The organism is Mesorhizobium sp. M0045 (genome assembly GCF_040323385.1).
Classification (GTDB): Bacteria; Pseudomonadota; Alphaproteobacteria; order Rhizobiales; family Rhizobiaceae; genus Mesorhizobium.
The window spans coordinates 23,200-39,108 of record NZ_JAMYUY010000028.1 but is presented as its reverse complement, the minus strand read 5'-3'; the positions used below and the strand labels follow the sequence as shown (position 1 = coordinate 39,108).

The following is a 15,909-nucleotide window of genomic DNA, read 5'->3' as shown; positions in this document are numbered from 1 at the left end:
ATCAGCGACGCTCCAGCGTGCATTCATACCCAGAGGGTCCGTCTCCCTTTACGGGACATTGCCAGGCCGCCTCGACCCTGTCGGGCGAATTGGGAACCTCCGCCGTCAGATCATTGTTGTTCTTGATCATTACAGTCTCCTCTCTGTTCGATCCTCACTAGGCTGGGCCGCTCTTTCTCACGGAGTGACGATGCACGTTGCCTCCACGATCAGATCATTCATGCCGGAATCTGGCCCGTCGCCGCGGAAGGCGAGCATCGCCTTCACGGTTTCTCATTCCTCGTCGACATTGACGCGGTCGTCCTCGATCGGATCGGCGGCGACGATGAAGTCGCGGCAGCTCGCCGCCTTGCGCGCCACTTCCATTACTGCGTGTGACGCCTTCAAGAAGGTGGCGCTTGCCTGACTTCACCCGCATGTGGCCAGACACGATGATCATTGCGGCTCACCGAGGATCGCACCGAGCTTGTCGAGCGCCTCACTCCAACCCTGCTTGTGGCTGTCGGCTTCTTCCTGATCAAGCAGGCCTTCCTGCGTGAAGGTCAGACGCGTTCCCCTGCCGTCGGCGGAAAATTCGTAGGTGATGCGTGAGCTCACGCCATCTGGGGGATATTCAGGCGGCCCTTCCGTCCACCGCCATGTGTGCACCAGGAGCGCAGGCGGCTCGACCGTTTCATACGTACCTTCGGCGGCCATCTCGCCGGGCGGTCCGACCATGCGGAAGGCGAATGTCCCCCCTGCGCGCACGTCAGCTTCGAGTTCGGTCACCCGAAAATCCTTTGGGCCGAACCAGCGGGCCATGATGGATGGATCAGTGCATGCGGCAAAGACCTTGTCCGGCGATGCCCTGTAGCGGCGGACGATCTGCAGTTTGGCGCCCTTCATCTCGTGTCTCCATCGACGATCTCACCAAGCCGGTCGAAGCTGGCGTTCCAGAAGGCGAGATTGCGCTCCAGCCAGGCTTTGGCGTCAGCCATCGGCTCTGGCACGAGACTGCAGCAGACGTTCCGGCCCCGACGCTGACGCCGCACCAAACCCGCGTCACACAACACGTCGATATGCTTGATGACCGCCGTCAGCGACGTGGGAAATCGCTCGGCAAGCTCGCCGACAGCCACTTCGCGCTCATGGGTAAGGCGCTCGAGAATGGCGCGGCGTGTCGGATCCGCAAGAGACGCAAAGGCCTTATCGAGGTCGTGTTGATAGGCGTGGCTGTCGATCATTCTCTGGGAACTAACCAATCGGTTATTTGTTCCACTGACGACCGAACAGCCGCAAACGAAACGGAGGATGAAATGGCTAAGCAACAAGGTCCCGGAATTCCGGCGCCGTCCATGCTCAAGAAAATCGGCAATTTGAACGTGGCTTCGCCGGATGATTGGAAAGAGGCGCGAGAGGAGTTGCTGGTAGAGGAAAAGACGTTGATGAAGGCGAGGGATCATCTGGCCGCCAAGCGCCGGCGTTTGCCCGTTACGGAGGTTTCACGAGAGGTTTGTCGGCATGGATGGCGAAACGGATTTGCTCGGATTGTTTGAAGGACGGACGCAGCTGATCGTCTATCGCTTCTTCTATGCTCCTGACGTCGAGAACTGGCCAGACGGCGCCTGCACAGGATGTTCGATGTTCACCGACATGGTAGGTCACCCGGCTCATCTGGCCGCTCGCGACACGACACTCGCCTTTGTGACGGCCGCGCCCCTAGAGATGGTCACGACCCTGCGCAAGCGCATGGGTTGGGAACATCTAACCTTCTACTCCCTATCAGACGATCGCTTCTCCGAGGACTTCGACGTAAAAGAGATGTTCGGCCTCAATGTCTTCATCCGGCAAGGTGCCCGCGTGTTCCGTTCCTATTTTATGAACGGTCGCGGCGTGGAAGAAATCGGACCGGTCTGGTCCTTCCTCGAGCATCACGCTACTCGGAAGGCAGGAAATCTGGCAGGACGTGCCTGCCGGGCGACCGCAGGGAGAGCCATATAACTGGTGGCGGCTGCACGACGTTTATGGCGAGGTCGCAACTCGACGTTCCTGACGGACCTCGACGTTTGTGTGTGCTGCAGGAGAGGCCTTCGACATCTATAACATGAGGCCCTCCGCGCCGCGCGTCATGCTAAGATGCATCACGTCTCTCGATGTGTCGGCCTGAAGGTCCGCTTCTGAATGCCTGAGTTTCAAGCCGCCTGGCTGCTTCCGGCCCCTAAACTGCCAGTCAGCAACGCCCCATGTCGGCCGTACAGTTCGATTTTGCGCTTGCACGAAAGCGACACCTCGGACGACCCGCTGGAGGTCGCGGTTGCTCGGGCATTGACCCGTGTTTCGTTGAAAACAGCCAGGGCCGTTAAGGATCAGGCCAGTCTCTTACGAGCGATCTTCCAAGCGGATTCGACATGCCGCCGCGCCGCCGCTTCCGCATCCTCAGGCTTGCGTGCCCTGATTGCATCCATAATCTCGTTCATTTCGGCGATTGCCGCCTCGCGCCGGTTCGCCGAGGCGATCGTCATTGAACGCAGTTGGTTGATGCGCACGTTGAGCCCGCTCACGATCTCCCAAGCGACACGCTTGTCCGCAGCCTCAAACAGCGCTTCGTAAAATCTCGTCGTTGCGCGCATGACCGCCCGCGGCTTGCCGGACGCCCAGGCTTCGAAGAGCTCGCCGAGAGCATGCTCCAGGACCGCCAGTTGCGCTTCGGTTGCCGACAGTGCGCAGGCGCGTGCCGCGATCCCTTCCAGCAAGGCCCTGAGCTCGTAGATCTCGTCGGTTCGGCCGAGATCTGGCTTCGCCACAGCCGGCCCGTGCCCGGGTATCATCTGCACAAGGCCTTCGGCCTCCAGTTGCCGCAGCACCTCGCGTACAACCGACCGGCTGACCCCGAGCTGATCACATAACGGCCGCTCGACCAGTCTTTCGCCGGGCTGGAAATGGAAATCCATGATCGCCTCGCGCATGCGCTCCAGCGCCAGCGTCCTCAACGTCTTGGCGGAGCGGTCGATGCGAAGCGTATCAGCCATTTTCCTCAAATCCCTAGCCTCGTCACAAAAACAGATTCCACGACCGATTGACAAGGCGTGGGGCACTCCATAGCATGGTATACCATAAGACGATACGAAAATTGATGCAGCCGCGAGCGGCTCCATCCCGAGGAATTTCATGCAGCCGGACATCCGCAAGATCGTGACCTATACCGAGAACACGCTGATCGAGGGCGGCAAGACGACCTCGCGGCCCTTGCGCCTGATCGGCGTCGCCGCTGTGCTCACCAACCCATGGGCAGGCCGCGACTTCGTCGAGGATCTCTCTCCCGAAATCCGCGCCTTCGCGCCGGTGCTCGGCCAAGCGCTCACCAACGAAATCATCGGCGTGGCGGGTTCGGGCGAAGCGATCGAAGGCTACGGCAAGGCCGCGATCTGCGGCACGTCGGGCGAGGTCGAGCATGCCTCGGCACTGATCCACACGCTGCATTTCGGCAACCACTATCGCCGCGCCGTCGGCGCCAAGACCTATCTCGCCTTCACCAATCTGCGCGGCGGCCCGAACACGCCGATCATGATCCCGCTGATGGACAAGAACGACGAAGGCCGCCGCTCGCATTACCTCACGGTGCATTTCCAGATCGGCGACGCGCCGGCTCCCGACGAACTGGTCGTGGCGCTCGGCGCATCGATCGGCGGCCGCCCGCACCACCGCATCGGTGACCGCTACCAAGACCTGAAGGAGCTCGGAGACCTGCATGGCTAACGCCGCGACGATCCGCAGCACGGCTCCCGACGGCACCGGCTTCATCCGTGCCGGTTCGGGCGCGCCGGTCCTGCTCATCCACGGCGTCGGCATGAATGCCGAGATCTGGCAGCCGCAGCTCGCAGCGATGCAGGACCGCTTCGACGTGATCGCCATCGACATGCTGGGCCATGGCTCTTCGCCCCTGCCGCCGGAGAATGCCCAGCTGTCGGACTTCGCCGATCAGGCGATCCGCCTGCTTGATCATCTTGGCCTAGACCACGTGGCCGCTGTCGGCCACTCGATGGGCGCGCTGGTGGCACAGGGAATCGCGCTCCGCGCGCCCGCTCGCATCGGCGCCCTCGTCTGTCTCAACGCCGTTTTCCGTCGCCCGCCCGAGCTCGCGCAGGCAGTGCGCGAACGGGCGGCCGCGCTTGGCGGACCCGGCGATCCGTCGGCCATCGCCGCCACGATCGCCCGCTGGTTCGGCAATCCGATTCCGCCAGCTCTTTCAGACGCGGCCGCAACAGCGCGTTCAGCACTCGAAAGCGTCGATGCCGACGGCTATGCCCGTACCTATCGCCTCTTTGCCAGCGCCGACACCGCGCACGCCGATCGGCTGGCCTATCTCGCCATGCCGGCGCTGTTCATGACCGGCTCGGAAGATCGCAACTCGACGCCCGCCATGTCGGCGGCAATGGCGCGTCTCGCGCCGGCGGGACAATGCCTGGTGCTGAACGGCGAAAAGCACATGATGACAATCGCTTCGCCGCAAAAAGTGACCCAACCCATCATGGCCTTTCTCGACCAGGCCGCGGCTGCTCAATCCGAGGCGGCGAAGGTCGGTCCGTTATCCGACACCCCGGCATTCGATACCATGGAGTTCCGGCGCGCGCTTGGCTCCTTCCTGACCGGCGTCACCATCGTCACCACGATCGACGAGACTGGCGATCCGCGCGGCTTCACCGCCAACTCCTTCACCTCCGTCTCGCTGGAGCCGCCATTGGTGCTGGTCTGTATCGCCAAGAAGGCGCTGGGGCATCAGGCCTTCTCTACCTCCCGGGGCTTTGCCATCAACATCCTGGCGGAAGCCCAGAAGGCCGCATCCGGCATCTTCGCCTCGAAGGCCGCCGACAAGTTCGCCTCGGTGGCTTGGCAGCCCGGACAGACCGGCAATCCGCTGATAGAGGGTTCGGTCGCGGTGTTCGATTGCGCCATGGAGCAGCTGGTCGATGCCGGCGATCATTCGATCCTCATCGGCCGCGTGCACGACTTCAGGCACAACGGCGCGCAGCCTCTCGGCTACTGCCGGGGCGCCTATGTCACACCGGGTCTCAGTCAGGAGGCGCTAGCCGCCGCTCCGCCTGGAACCGAGGTCGGCGCGATCCTCGAGAACGAGGGCCGCGTGCTCTTCTTCGAGACCGCCGAGGGTTCCTACCAATTGCCGGCCGGTCGCGGCCTCGGCGCCGCGAACGAACCTCGCAGCCTCAGGGGAAAACTTGCCGCCAAGGCAATCGACGCCGAACTCGGCTTCCTCTACGCCGTGTGGGACGCGACGGACGCTACCCGCACGCATGTCTACTATCGCGGAACGGTGGATGCCCCCGTTTCCGGCGACGGCCAGATCCGCTTTGTCGAGATCGAACGCATCGCCGAATTGAAGATCGCCGACCCGGCAGTGCGCTCAATGCTTGCCCGCTACGCGCGCGAGCGCGCCGAGGACACGTTCGGCGTCTATGTCGGCAACGAGGTCGAAGGCGAGGTCCGGCCGCTCGCCAAGCCCGCGTCGTCGATGCCAATTTATTCCGGCCAGCGGTGAGATCGATGAAATTTTCGCTTTTCGTCCACATGGAACGCACGGATCTCGGCAAGCCACATTCCGAACTTGTGGCGGAATTGGGGGAACTCGTCGCGCTCGCGGAGCAAGCGGGCTTCGAGACGGCCTGGATCGGCGAGCATCACGGCATGGAATTCACCATCTCGCCGAACCCGTTCATCAACATCGCCTATCTCGCAGGCAAGACGACAACCATCCGCCTCGGCACCGGCACCATCATCGCGCCCTTCTGGCACCCGGTCAAACTCGCCGGCGAGGCGGCGATGGCCGACGTCATCTCCGGCGGCAGGTTGGATGTCGGCATTGCGCGCGGCGCCTACAGCTACGAATACCAGCGTCTCTTCCCGGGGCTCGATGCCTGGGGCGCCGGCCAGCGCATGCGCGAGATCATACCGGCGATCCGCGGTCTCTGGGACGGCGACTACGAGCATTCCGGCGAGTTCTGGCAGTTTCCGCCAACCACCTCTTCGCCCAAGCCGGTGCAAAAGCCCTATCCGCCGATCTGGGTGGCCGCGCGCGACCCGAACTCGCATGATTTCGCCGTCGCTAACAAATGCAATGTCCAGGTGACGCCGCTTGCCTCCGGCGATGGCGAGGTGGCGAGCCTGATGGAACGCTTCAACGCCGCCTGCGCGGCTCATCCCGACATTGCGCGACCGGAAATCATGCTCCTGATGCACACCTTCGTCGCCGAGGACGAGGCCGATGCCGGTCGGCTGACGCAGGACCTGTCACAGTTCTACTGCCAGTTCGGCGCCTGGTTTCAGAACAAGAAGCCGGTGCGCCAGGGCATTCTCGAGCCGCTAACCGAGGAGGAGATCGAGGCCATGCCGCAATACGGCCCGGACAAGATCCGCGAAAACCTCGTCATCGGCGAGGCCGACGCGGTGATCGCGAGGCTGAAGACCTATGAGGCGCAGGGCTACGACCAGTACTCCATCTGGATCGACAGCGGCCTGTCGCATGAGCGCAAGAAGAAATCGCTGCAGCTCTTCATCGACAAGGTGATGCCGGCGTTCCAGAAGGCAGACTCGCGATGAGCAACGCGGTCTTCAGGAACTACATAGACGGCGCGTTCGTCGATGCCTCGGCAAGCTTCGACAGCATCGATCCTTCGACGGGCAAGGCTTGGGCAACAATGCCCGCCGCCAGCATTGCCGATGTCGACCGCGCCGTCGAGGCAGCTCATCGCGCGCTGCGTTCCGGTCCATGGGCCGCGATGACCGCGACCCAGCGCGGCAAGCTGCTTGTCAGGCTCGGTGACCTCGTCGCCGCCAATGTCGGGCGGCTGGCCGAGCTGGAGACACGCGACACCGGCAAGATCATCCGCGAGACGCGCGCGCAGATCGCCTATGTCGGCGACTATTACCGCTACTATGGCGGGCTGGCCGACAAGCACGAAGGCGCTTTCATACCGATCGACAAGGCCGACATGGAGGTGACGGTCCGGCCTGAGCCGATCGGCGTCGTCGCCGCGATCGTGCCATGGAATTCGCAGCTTTTCCTGTCGGCGGTCAAGCTCGGCCCGGCGCTGGCTGCAGGCTGCACCATCGTTCTCAAGGCTTCCGAGGACGGCCCGGCACCGCTGCTCGCTTTCGCCGAATTGGTTAGCGAAGCCGGCTTTCCAGCCGGCGCTGTCAACATCCTGACCGGCTTCGGTCACACCTGTGGGCATCGCCTGACCAGCCACCCGCTCGTCGCCCGTGTCGCTTTCACCGGTGGCCCGTCGACCGCCCGTCAGATCGTCGCCAACACGGCCGAGAACCTCGCCTACACCACGCTCGAGCTTGGCGGCAAAAGCCCAATCGTCGTCTTCGCCGACGCAGATCTCGACAGCGCCGCCAACGCCGTCGTCGCCGGCATTTTCGCCGCGACAGGCCAGAGCTGCGTTGCCGGCTCGCGCCTGCTGGTCGAGCGCTCGGTGAAGGAGGAATTCCTCGCGCGACTGAAGCGCAAGGCCGAAGCCATTGTGATCGGCGATCCGCAGGATCCCGCCACCGAGATGGGGCCGCTGGCGACTGTTCGCCAGCGCGAGCGCATCGAGGCGATCCTCGCCGGAAGCCTCGCCAATGGCGGTCGGCTGGTCACCGGCGGCGCACGTCCCGAGGGCAAGACAGACGGCTTCTACTATGCGCCGACCATCATCGAGGCGCCCGATCAGGATCTCGCCTGCGTGCGGGAGGAACTGTTCGGCCCGGTGCTGAGCGTTGTCGCCTTCGACAGCGAGGCTGAGGCGCTGGCGCTCGCCAACGACACCCGTTTCGGTCTCGCCTCAGGCGTCTTCACCTCGAATCTCGCCAAGGCGCATCGCATGGCGCGCGGTATCCACGCCGGCGTCGTCTGGATCAACACCTATCGTGTCGTCTCGCCACTGGTTCCTTTCGGCGGCTACGGCCTTTCCGGCCTCGGCCGCGAGGGCGGCCTTGATGCCATCCGCGATTACACGCGCTCGAAATCGGTGTGGATCCGCACCTCGGACGACCCGATCCCCGATCCCTTCGTCATGCGCTGAAGACGAAGGTTGCACTGACAAAGAACAAGAAACGGCACAACCAATCAGAGGAGAAAGAGATGAAACTGATTTTCGCCGGCGTCCTGGCCGGATTGATGGCGACCACCGCCGCGAAGGCCGATGAGATGGTGTTCACCAGCTGGGGCGGGACGACCCAGGAAGCCCAGACCAAGTCCTGGGCCGAGCCCTTCAGCGCTTCGTCCGGCATCAAGGTTTTGCAAGACGGCCCAACCGACTACGGCAAGCTGAAGGCCATGGTCGACGCCAAGAACGTCACCTGGGATGTCGTCGACGTCGAGATGGATTTCGCCATCAAGGCGGCCAAGGACGGCCTGCTCGAGCCGATCGACTTCGCCGCCGTGCCGAAGGCCGATCTCGACCCGCGCTTCTCGAACGAGAACGCCGTCGGCAGCTTCTATTATTCGTTCGTTCTCGCCTGGAACAAAGGCGCGGTCTCCGGCGAGCCAGCCAGCTGGGCCGACATGTTCAACACCAAGAAATTTCCGGGCAAGCGCACCTTCTACAAATGGTCGGCGCCCGGCGTCATCGAGATCGCGCTGCTCGCCGATGGCGTGCCGGCCGACATGCTCTATCCGCTCGACCTCGACCGCGCCTTCAAGAAGCTCGACACCATCAAGTCGGACATCGTCTGGTGGGGTGGCGGCGCAGAGTCCCAGCAGTTGATCGCCTCCGGTGAGGCGACCTTCGGCCAGCTCTGGAACGGCCGCGTCTTCGCGCTTGAGAAAGACGGCGCCGATGTTGGCGTGTCGTGGAACCAGAACCTGACCGCCGCCGACGTCCTGGTCGTACCGAAGGGCGCCAAGAACAAGGACGCGGCGATGAAGTTCCTCGCCGCGGCAAGCAGCCCGACCGGCCAGGCGAAATTCGCCGAGGCGAGCGGCTATGCGCCAATCAATACCAAGGCCAAGGCGGAAATGCCAGCCGACGTGGTCAAGGGCCTGCCCGACGCCCATGTCGACGGCCAGATCAACCTCGACATGAACTACTGGGCCGAGCATCGCGACGAGATCGCCACGCGCTGGTACGCCTGGCAGGCGAAGTGACGCCTGTCTTCTCCTGACAAGGGTCGGGACGGCGCTGGCCGTCCCGACCCGCAATCCGGGATTACCGCCATGTCGGTGGAAGCACAGCAAGGGATCGCAACCCCTCAAATACCGGCAGGCCTCGGCGGCCTGCTTCCGGCGTTGATCCTGATCGGACTTTTCTTCGTCGTGCCGGTGCTGGCGCTTTTACTGCGCAGCGTCACCGACCCCGCTCCGGGCCTGCAGAATTACACGACCCTTCTCGGCGATGGCACTTACGCGCGCGTGTTCTTCAACACCTTCCTCGTCGCCGCCGTCGTCACCATCGTCACCGTGTTTGTCGCCTTCCCAGTTGCCTGGATGCTGGCGATCATGCCGGCCACGCTGGCATCGATCCTGTTCGGCATCATCATCCTGTCGATGTGGACGAACCTTTTGACCCGCACCTATGCCTGGATGGTGCTTCTGCAGCGCACCGGCGTCATCAACAGGGCATTGATCGGCGCCGGCATCATCGACCAGCCGCTGCCACTCATCAACAATCTCACCGGCGTCACCATCGGCATGGTCTACATTATGCTGCCGTTCATGATCCTGCCGCTGGTCGGGACATTGCGGGCGATCGACCCGATGACGCTGCGCGCCGCCGCCCTTTGCGGCGCGAGCCCGCTCGCCGCCTTCCGGCGCATCCTGTTGCCGCTGTCGATGCCCGGCATCGCCGCGGGCGGGCTGATGGTCTTTGTCATGTCGCTCGGCTATTTCGTGACGCCCGCGTTGCTTGGCGGCACGTCAAACATGATGCTCGCCGAAATGATCGCGCAGATGATCCAGTCGCTGCTCAACTGGGGACTGGGTAGCGCTGCCGCATTTATGCTGCTCGTCGTCACCATGGCGCTCTACGCGCTGCAGCTGCGCCTTGTCGGCGCAAGACGCACGACCGGAGGCGCTTGAGATGCTGCTCGACTATGACCGCCTCGGCTGGCTGAAGGTCGCGCTCCTTGCCTTCACGGCATTGGTCGCAGCCTTCCTGCTGCTGCCTGTGGTCTTCATCGTGCTTCTCTCCTTCGGCTCGTCGCGCTGGCTGGCCTTTCCGCCCCCCGGCTGGACGCTGAAATGGTATCACGAGCTGTTCGCTGACCCGTCCTGGATCGAAGCGGCCCTCACCAGCGCGCGCATCGCCACGATAACGGCGATCCTCGCCGTCGCCATCGGCCTGCTCGCCTCCTTCGCGCTGGTTCGCGGCCAGTTCCGCGGCCGAGAAATCCTGCGCGGGCTGCTACTCACGCCGATGGTCCTGCCCGTCGTCGTTTTCGCCATCGCCACCTACGCCTTCTTCCTGCGGCTTGGCCTCGGCGGCACCACCATCGGCTTCGTCGTCGCCCACACCGTATTGGCGCTGCCCTTCGCCATCATTCCGATCGCCACCGCGCTCGAAGGGTTCGACAAATCGATCGAGGATGCGGCGATCGTTTGTGGCGCGAGCCCGCTGCAGGCCAGGTTGCGTATCACTCTGCCGTCGATCCGCATCGGTATCTTCTCCGCCGCGATCTTTTCCTTTCTAGCGTCCTGGGACGAGGTGGTCGTCGCGATCTTCATGGCGAGCCCCACTTTGCAGACCTTGCCGGTCAAGATTTGGGGGAGCCTCCGTTCGGACCTCACGCCTGTGATCGCCGCCGCCTCCAGCCTGCTGGTCGCGCTCACGCTGAGCCTGATGATCCTGACGGCACTCTTGCGCCGAAAGCTGCAGACATGACCCAAGCCTTTCTCTCGATCCGTAACCTGCGCAAGGCGTTCGGCGCCTTCACCGCGGTTCACGATGTGACGCTGGATATTCCGAAGTGCGAGTTCCTGACCTTCCTCGGACCGTCGGGCTCGGGCAAATCGACCACGCTCTATGCCATCGCCGGCTTTCAGGATCCGACGTCGGGCGAAGTGCAACTGCAAGGCAAGTCGTTGCTGTCGGTGCCCTCGCACAAGCGCAACATCGGCATGGTCTTTCAGCGCTACACACTGTTCCCGCATCTCAGCGTCGCCGAAAACGTCGCCTTCCCGCTCCGCGTTCGCCGCCGGCCCGAGGCCGAGGTCAAGCGCAAGGTCGCCGACATGCTCTCGCTGGTGCGGCTGGAAGGCTTCGCCGGGCGTCTGCCCGCGGCACTTTCGGGCGGTCAGCAGCAGCGCGTCGCGCTTGCCCGCGCGCTGGCCTATGATCCGCCGATCCTGCTGATGGACGAACCGCTGTCGGCGCTGGATAAGAAACTGCGCGAGGAGATACAGGCCGAGATCCGCCGCATCCACCGCGAGACCGGCGTCACAATCCTCTACGTCACGCATGACCAGGAGGAAGCGCTGCATCTGTCGGACCGGATCGCGCTCTTCCGGGATGGCCGTATCGAACAGATCGGCACCGGCGAGGACCTTTACCTGAGGCCCGCCACCGATTTCGTCGCCGGTTTCATAGGCAACTCGAATTTCTTGCCGGCCGAGCATCTCGACACCGAGAGCGGCACAGCTAGCGTGCGGCTGGCCGACGGCTCGATCATCAAGGGCGTGAAGGCCACGCATGTGTTCCATCGCGGCCAGAAGGCCAGGCTGATGGTGCGGCCTGAAGCATTCCGGCTGACCCCCTTACCAGGGAACGCCTCACTTGTCGTTGAGATCGTCGACGCGGCCTTCTTTGGCGATCGCCGACGCGTCGTCGCGCGCACCGCGTCAGGCGATGAGATCGACGTCAGGCCGACCTCGGACGGTGCGGAACCGTGCCGTGCCGGTATCGCTTCGAGCCGGCAGATCTTTTTCGATCCCGCTTCGGCATTCCTGTTTCCGGCCTGACGGCCCCCGACTGTTCACCACGTCGATGCATTGTTGAGGCCAAAGGACCGCTTTTTAAATATCTACGGCGTGAAGCTGCCATTCCGCTTCCGGCCCGAAACGGTCATTCCGGATGACAGGCTGCGTGAAGCGGTCCGCGCGGTGCAGGGTGGCGCAAGAACATGGTTCAGTCGAAGAAGCCCGCATCCTCTTCCCGGAGATACTTCCTGGCTGCTTCGGCGTCGATGTCGAGGCCCAGCCCCGGCGCTTCCAGCAGGTCCACCATGCTGTCCTTCACGATCTGCGACGGCAGGCCGATTACGAGGTCCTCCCACCAGGGGTCGGAGGCGCTCGGGTATTCAAACGCGATGTAGTTGGCGGGCAGGGTGGCGCAGACATTGATCAGCGCGCCGAGACCTAGAAGGCCGTTCGCGGTGCCGTGCGGTGCCATCAGGATCGAGTGCATATAGGCGTGCTCGGCGACCCATTTGAGCTCGGCAATGCCGCCAATATCGGCCGGATCGGGGCCGATGACGCGCACCGCCTGCGTTTCGATCAGCTCCTTGAAATTGTGCCGCAGATAGATCTGCTCGCCGGTATGAATTGGCGTCGAGGTGGAGGTGGTCAGCTCCCGATAGGCCTGCGGATTGACCCACGGCACATAGTCGCCGGTCAGCATGTCCTCGAGCCACATCAAATTGTACTTCTCGACCGCGCGAGCGAACTTGATCGCATCGGGCAGCATCCAGCCCGGGCCGCAGTCGAGCGCCAGGCTGACCTTGTCGCCCAGCACTTCCTTCATGGCGATCACGCAGTCGAGCATGTGGTTGAAACCGCGCTCGCTGATCACGCCCTGATCCATGGCACCGTGATAGTCAGCCTTCTTCTGCGTCACTCCGTAATGGAAGCCCTCGACGGTGTCCTTCATGTTGGAGTGGAACGAGATCCCTTGCTTGATCATGAAGAAGTTCTGCGGCTGCTCCATCATCCATTTCACGTCAGCGGCGTAATCCTCCGGCCGGTCCCCCGTTCGCTTCTGGCGGATCGAGCCGTTGTAGACGCGCACCTTGTCGCGCACCTTGCCGCCGAGCAGTTTGTAGGCCGGCACGCCTGCGGCCTTGCCGGCTATGTCCCACAGCGCATGCTCGATAGCGCTTACCGCCGCGCCATAGGGCTTGAAAGAGCCGCGTTGGCGGATCTTCAACATCACCCGCTCGACGTCGGTCGGGTCCTCGCCGATCAGCGCCTCGCGGAAATGCAGCACCCAGGGTTTGAGGTAGGTCTTGGTGAATTCGACTTCGCCAAGGCCATAGAGGCCCTCGTCGGTAACGATGCGGACGATGGGATGCTTGCCGATGACGGCGCAGCGGAGGTCGGTGATCTTCATCTTCGGTTCTTTTCGCCTCAGCTCCAGGTGCGGTCCCAGGAATACTCGTTGTCCCAGTGATCCGTGGGCTGCCAGATGCCGGTGACACCCGGCTGCAGATGCTGCGAGATCACCTCGTCGACGACGTCGTCAATCCCCAGGCCAGGTTTGTCCGGAACAGTGATAAAGCCGTCCTTCACGAGCGGCCTGGGAACGCCGGTGACGATATCGTCCCACCAGTCGACATCGGCAGAGTGGTATTCGAGCGCCATGAAGTTTTCGGTCGCGGTCGCGACATGTGCCGCGGCCATTGCAGCGATTGGACTTTCGGCCATGTGGATGGCCATTGCGACGCCGTGGTCCTGCGCCATGTCGCCGATCTTCTTGGTCTCGAGAATGCCCCCGCTGGTGAGCAGGTCTGGGTGGATAATGGAGAGGCCGCCGCTCTTGAGCAGGGGCTCGAAGCCCTCCTTAAGGTAGATGTCCTCGCCGGTGCAGATCGGCACCGTGGTGGCGGCCTGCAGTTGCCGGTACTGCTCGGGGTACTGCCATGGGATCACATCCTCGAGCCAGGCCGGCACGTATTTTTCAATCCGCCTGGCGAGCCGAATTCCGTTCTGCAGCGAGATGTGGCCGACATGGTCAATGGCGAGCGGAATATCCATGCCGATAACATCGCGAACCTCGGCAATGTACTGCTCAAGCAGGTCGAGGCCCTTGTCGGAAAAGTGGAGGCCGGTAAACGGATGGGGGACGTTGTGCAAATCGTAGGCGGCATTGCGGGCGCGTCGCTCCTCAAGGGTCTTGACGGGGCTGCGGCCGGGATGGACGCGGTACCCTTCAAGTGAGCCGGCAGGGGACACGACCGCACCGGGTACGTCCGCGATCTGCATCAGCCCCAGATCCATCTTGAGGAAGGTGAAGCCGAGCGCCATGCGCTGCTTGAGGCGCTTGCCGGTCTCGGTGCCGCTCGGCACGGTAGCGTCGGTGTCGCAATAGACGCGCACCTTCTCCCGAAACCGGCCGCCGAGCATCTGGTAGACGGGCACGCCGTAGGCCTTGCCGGCGAGATCCCACAACGCAATTTCGACCGCCGAGACGCCGCCGCCTTGCCGGCCGTGCCCACCAAACTGTTTGACCCGGCGAAACAGGCGGTCGATGTCGCAAGGGTTCTCGCCAAGCAGCCGGTTCTTCAGCATCAGCGCGTAGGTGGCACTGGCGCCGTCGCGCACCTCGCCAAGCCCGACGATGCCCTGGTTGGTGTAGATCTTGAGCAGGGTCGAGGTGAACGGCGCGCCGACGATTTCGGCTATCCGCATGTCGGTGATGCGAAGCTGGGAGGGCTTGGAGTTCGTGTTTACCCGATTGAGCGCTTCGTCGGCGCCACCTGTCTTTGCCATCACTTATCCTCGTTTCGGCTTGTCGCCCCGCACCCTGCGCCGGCACAGAGTGTTGCTAGCCCAGCTCGATCTCGTGGGCCTGCAGGTAGTCGCGGTCCATCTCAATGCCGAGACCAGGCTTCGACGTCAGCTTGAGGCTGCCGTTCGAAATGTCGAGTGGTCTGTCGATCAGGTGATCGTATTTGCCCAGGTTCCACTCCGACGTTTCGAGTTTGTAGAAGTTGGGAACAGTCATCATCACCTGCGCTCCCGCAACCACGTTGATTGGTCCCGCAGCGTCATGTGGCGAGACCGGCACGTAGTAGGCTTCGCACAGCGCAGAAATTTTCTTGAGTTCGGTAATGCCGCCTGTCCAGGTAACGTCGGGCATGATGTAGTCGGCGAGCCTGTTCTCAAGCACCGGCACGAAATCCCATTTCGTGTGGCCGCGCTCGCCCCATGAGATAGCGGTATTGACCTTCTCACGCACCTGTTTGAGCGCGTTAAGGCTCTCGGGCGGGCAGGGCTCCTCAAACCAGTCGATCTGGCCCGCCTCCTCGAGACTCCGACAGAGGCGAATGGCGGTGGGGACGTCGAAGCGGCCATGCGCATCGATGAGAATGTCGATATCGGGTCCTGCCGTTTCGCGGATCAGAGCCGTGAGCTCGGCGGCTTCGCGCTCGTCCTTGCGGGTCATGCTGCCATCGAGGTAGCCGTCCCGCTGTTCGCGGGGCAGGCCATCGGCGCTGCGGCCCTGGTGGGGGTAGGGATCGAACTTGAGCGCAGTGTGTCCGGACTCGACAATGTCTAGAATTTCTCGGACCACAGCCTCTTTGCTGGTGAATTTGGCCTGGTTGGGATGGGTGTAGAGCGCGATTTCATCGCGTACCGGCCCGCCCAGCAGCTCGTAAATCGGCTTGCCGAGGACTTTGCCCCTGATGTCCCAGAGGGCTATGTCGATGGCGCTCACGCATTCGACGGCGGCGCCGCGGCTACCCATGTAGGTGAAGCTGCGGAAGATCTTGTGCCAGAGATGCTCGATGCGCGCCGGATCCTCGCCTGTCACGGCGACGCCGATCTGCCGCAGGATCGTGCAGAGAGCGCGGTTGGCGAGCCTTGTCGTGGTGGTGATCTCTCCCCAGCCACTCACTCCCTCGTCGGTCGTCACTTCGACGAACAGGAACTCTCCCCAGTAAGAAGCATCGGACTTGATCAGCCACGGCTGAATGCTCGTGATTTTCATCTCAACT

15 protein-coding genes and 1 pseudogene are annotated in these 15,909 nt (G+C 63.1%); 9 read left to right on the top strand and 7 right to left on the bottom strand.

Features of this window, described 5'->3' with window-relative positions; translation table 11 throughout:
- Window position 1 precedes the first annotated feature (1 nt).
- The 3 genes from NKJ72_RS28275 to NKJ72_RS28265 form a co-directional block, all read right to left on the bottom strand.
- On the bottom strand, window positions 2-130 hold the full coding sequence (locus tag NKJ72_RS28275) for a hypothetical protein (protein WP_352480377.1): 129 nt from the start codon (window positions 128-130) through the stop codon (window positions 2-4).
- A gap of 305 nt (window positions 131-435) precedes the next feature.
- Window positions 436-885 (bottom strand): SRPBCC family protein, encoded by a 450-nt coding sequence (locus NKJ72_RS28270; protein WP_352480376.1) that lies wholly within the window; start codon window positions 883-885, stop codon window positions 436-438.
- The gene (locus NKJ72_RS28265) at window positions 882-1,442 is read right to left on the bottom strand and encodes an ArsR/SmtB family transcription factor (protein WP_352480375.1); all 561 of its coding nucleotides are present in this window, start codon (window positions 1,440-1,442) and stop codon (window positions 882-884) included. The genes NKJ72_RS28270 and NKJ72_RS28265 overlap by 4 nt, the downstream gene beginning before the upstream one ends.
- Here NKJ72_RS28265 and NKJ72_RS28260 point away from each other — a divergent pair.
- Window positions 1,335-1,980: pseudogene (locus tag NKJ72_RS28260) on the top strand (DUF899 family protein). The gene NKJ72_RS28265 and the pseudogene NKJ72_RS28260 overlap by 108 nt on opposite strands.
- A 365-nt stretch (window positions 1,981-2,345) precedes the next feature.
- Here the strand turns inward: NKJ72_RS28260 and NKJ72_RS28255 are convergent.
- Window positions 2,346-3,008, bottom strand: a complete 663-nt coding sequence (locus NKJ72_RS28255) for a GntR family transcriptional regulator (RefSeq protein ID WP_352480374.1) — start codon at window positions 3,006-3,008, stop codon at window positions 2,346-2,348.
- Between the two features lie 139 nt (window positions 3,009-3,147).
- On the opposite strand from NKJ72_RS28255, the gene NKJ72_RS28250 reads away from it, so the two are divergent.
- The 8 genes from NKJ72_RS28250 (at window position 3,148) to NKJ72_RS28215 (ending at window position 11,935) form a co-directional block, all read left to right on the top strand.
- Window positions 3,148-3,735, top strand: coding sequence for an amino acid synthesis family protein (locus NKJ72_RS28250; protein ID WP_352480373.1), 588 nt, complete (start codon window positions 3,148-3,150; stop codon window positions 3,733-3,735).
- On the top strand, window positions 3,728-5,533 hold the full coding sequence (locus tag NKJ72_RS28245) for an alpha/beta fold hydrolase (protein ID WP_352480372.1): 1,806 nt from the start codon (window positions 3,728-3,730) through the stop codon (window positions 5,531-5,533). Before NKJ72_RS28250 ends, NKJ72_RS28245 begins: the two co-directional genes overlap by 8 nt.
- A 5-nt stretch (window positions 5,534-5,538) precedes the next feature.
- Window positions 5,539-6,591, top strand: coding sequence for an LLM class flavin-dependent oxidoreductase (locus NKJ72_RS28240; RefSeq protein ID WP_352480371.1), 1,053 nt, complete (start codon window positions 5,539-5,541; stop codon window positions 6,589-6,591).
- Window positions 6,588-8,063 carry an aldehyde dehydrogenase gene (locus tag NKJ72_RS28235; RefSeq protein ID WP_352480370.1) on the top strand — a complete coding sequence of 492 codons (1,476 nt, stop codon included), beginning with the start codon at window positions 6,588-6,590 and terminating at the stop codon, window positions 8,061-8,063. Before NKJ72_RS28240 ends, NKJ72_RS28235 begins: the two co-directional genes overlap by 4 nt.
- A 59-nt stretch (window positions 8,064-8,122) precedes the next feature.
- Window positions 8,123-9,127, top strand: a complete 1,005-nt coding sequence (locus tag NKJ72_RS28230) for an ABC transporter substrate-binding protein (protein WP_352480369.1) — start codon at window positions 8,123-8,125, stop codon at window positions 9,125-9,127.
- Window positions 9,128-9,196: 69 nt separating this feature from the next.
- Complete coding sequence (locus NKJ72_RS28225; RefSeq protein ID WP_352480368.1) at window positions 9,197-10,057, top strand: ABC transporter permease; 861 nt, start codon at window positions 9,197-9,199, stop codon at window positions 10,055-10,057.
- Window position 10,058: 1 nt separating this feature from the next.
- On the top strand, window positions 10,059-10,859 hold the full coding sequence (locus NKJ72_RS28220; protein ID WP_352480367.1) for an ABC transporter permease: 801 nt from the start codon (window positions 10,059-10,061) through the stop codon (window positions 10,857-10,859).
- Entirely contained in the window at window positions 10,856-11,935 is a 1,080-nt protein-coding gene (locus NKJ72_RS28215; protein WP_352480366.1) for an ABC transporter ATP-binding protein, read from the top strand. Before NKJ72_RS28220 ends, NKJ72_RS28215 begins: the two co-directional genes overlap by 4 nt.
- Window positions 11,936-12,101: 166 nt before the next feature.
- Here the strand turns inward: NKJ72_RS28215 and NKJ72_RS28210 are convergent, their stop codons facing one another.
- The 3 genes from NKJ72_RS28210 to NKJ72_RS28200 are packed head-to-tail and all read right to left on the bottom strand — an operon-like array spanning window position 12,102 to window position 15,902.
- Window positions 12,102-13,301: a mandelate racemase/muconate lactonizing enzyme family protein gene (locus tag NKJ72_RS28210; protein ID WP_352480365.1), complete on the bottom strand. Its 1,200-nt coding sequence runs from the start codon at window positions 13,299-13,301 to the stop codon at window positions 12,102-12,104.
- A gap of 17 nt (window positions 13,302-13,318) precedes the next feature.
- Window positions 13,319-14,680 carry a mandelate racemase/muconate lactonizing enzyme family protein gene (locus NKJ72_RS28205; RefSeq protein ID WP_352480364.1) on the bottom strand — a complete coding sequence of 454 codons (1,362 nt, stop codon included), beginning with the start codon at window positions 14,678-14,680 and terminating at the stop codon, window positions 13,319-13,321.
- Between the two features lie 55 nt (window positions 14,681-14,735).
- Window positions 14,736-15,902 (bottom strand): mandelate racemase/muconate lactonizing enzyme family protein, encoded by a 1,167-nt coding sequence (locus tag NKJ72_RS28200; protein ID WP_352480363.1) that lies wholly within the window; start codon window positions 15,900-15,902, stop codon window positions 14,736-14,738.
- Between the last annotated feature and the right edge of the window lie 7 nt (window positions 15,903-15,909).

Bases quoted from the DNA above. Each gene is read 5' to 3' on its own strand.
- NKJ72_RS28265 (WP_352480375.1), bottom strand. From the start codon at position 1,442: ATGATCCCTCGCCTTCATCAACGTCTTTTCCTCTACCAGCAACTCCTC.
- NKJ72_RS28200 (WP_352480363.1), bottom strand. From the start codon at position 15,902: ATGAAAATCACGAGCATTCAGCCGTGGCTGATCAAGTCCGATGCTTCT.
- NKJ72_RS28210 (WP_352480365.1), bottom strand. From the start codon at position 13,301: ATGAAGATCACCGACCTCCGCTGCGCCGTCATCGGCAAGCATCCCATC.
- NKJ72_RS28215 (WP_352480366.1), top strand. From the start codon at position 10,856: ATGACCCAAGCCTTTCTCTCGATCCGTAACCTGCGCAAGGCGTTCGGC.
- NKJ72_RS28275 (WP_352480377.1), bottom strand. From the start codon at position 130: ATGATCAAGAACAACAATGATCTGACGGCGGAGGTTCCCAATTCGCCC.
- NKJ72_RS28240 (WP_352480371.1), top strand. From the start codon at position 5,539: ATGAAATTTTCGCTTTTCGTCCACATGGAACGCACGGATCTCGGCAAG.
- NKJ72_RS28255 (WP_352480374.1), bottom strand. From the start codon at position 3,008: ATGGCTGATACGCTTCGCATCGACCGCTCCGCCAAGACGTTGAGGACG.
- NKJ72_RS28235 (WP_352480370.1), top strand. From the start codon at position 6,588: ATGAGCAACGCGGTCTTCAGGAACTACATAGACGGCGCGTTCGTCGAT.
- NKJ72_RS28245 (WP_352480372.1), top strand. From the start codon at position 3,728: ATGGCTAACGCCGCGACGATCCGCAGCACGGCTCCCGACGGCACCGGC.
- NKJ72_RS28230 (WP_352480369.1), top strand. From the start codon at position 8,123: ATGAAACTGATTTTCGCCGGCGTCCTGGCCGGATTGATGGCGACCACC.
- NKJ72_RS28205 (WP_352480364.1), bottom strand. From the start codon at position 14,680: ATGGCAAAGACAGGTGGCGCCGACGAAGCGCTCAATCGGGTAAACACG.
- NKJ72_RS28250 (WP_352480373.1), top strand. From the start codon at position 3,148: ATGCAGCCGGACATCCGCAAGATCGTGACCTATACCGAGAACACGCTG.
- NKJ72_RS28220 (WP_352480367.1), top strand. From the start codon at position 10,059: ATGCTGCTCGACTATGACCGCCTCGGCTGGCTGAAGGTCGCGCTCCTT.
- NKJ72_RS28225 (WP_352480368.1), top strand. From the start codon at position 9,197: ATGTCGGTGGAAGCACAGCAAGGGATCGCAACCCCTCAAATACCGGCA.
- NKJ72_RS28270 (WP_352480376.1), bottom strand. From the start codon at position 885: ATGAAGGGCGCCAAACTGCAGATCGTCCGCCGCTACAGGGCATCGCCG.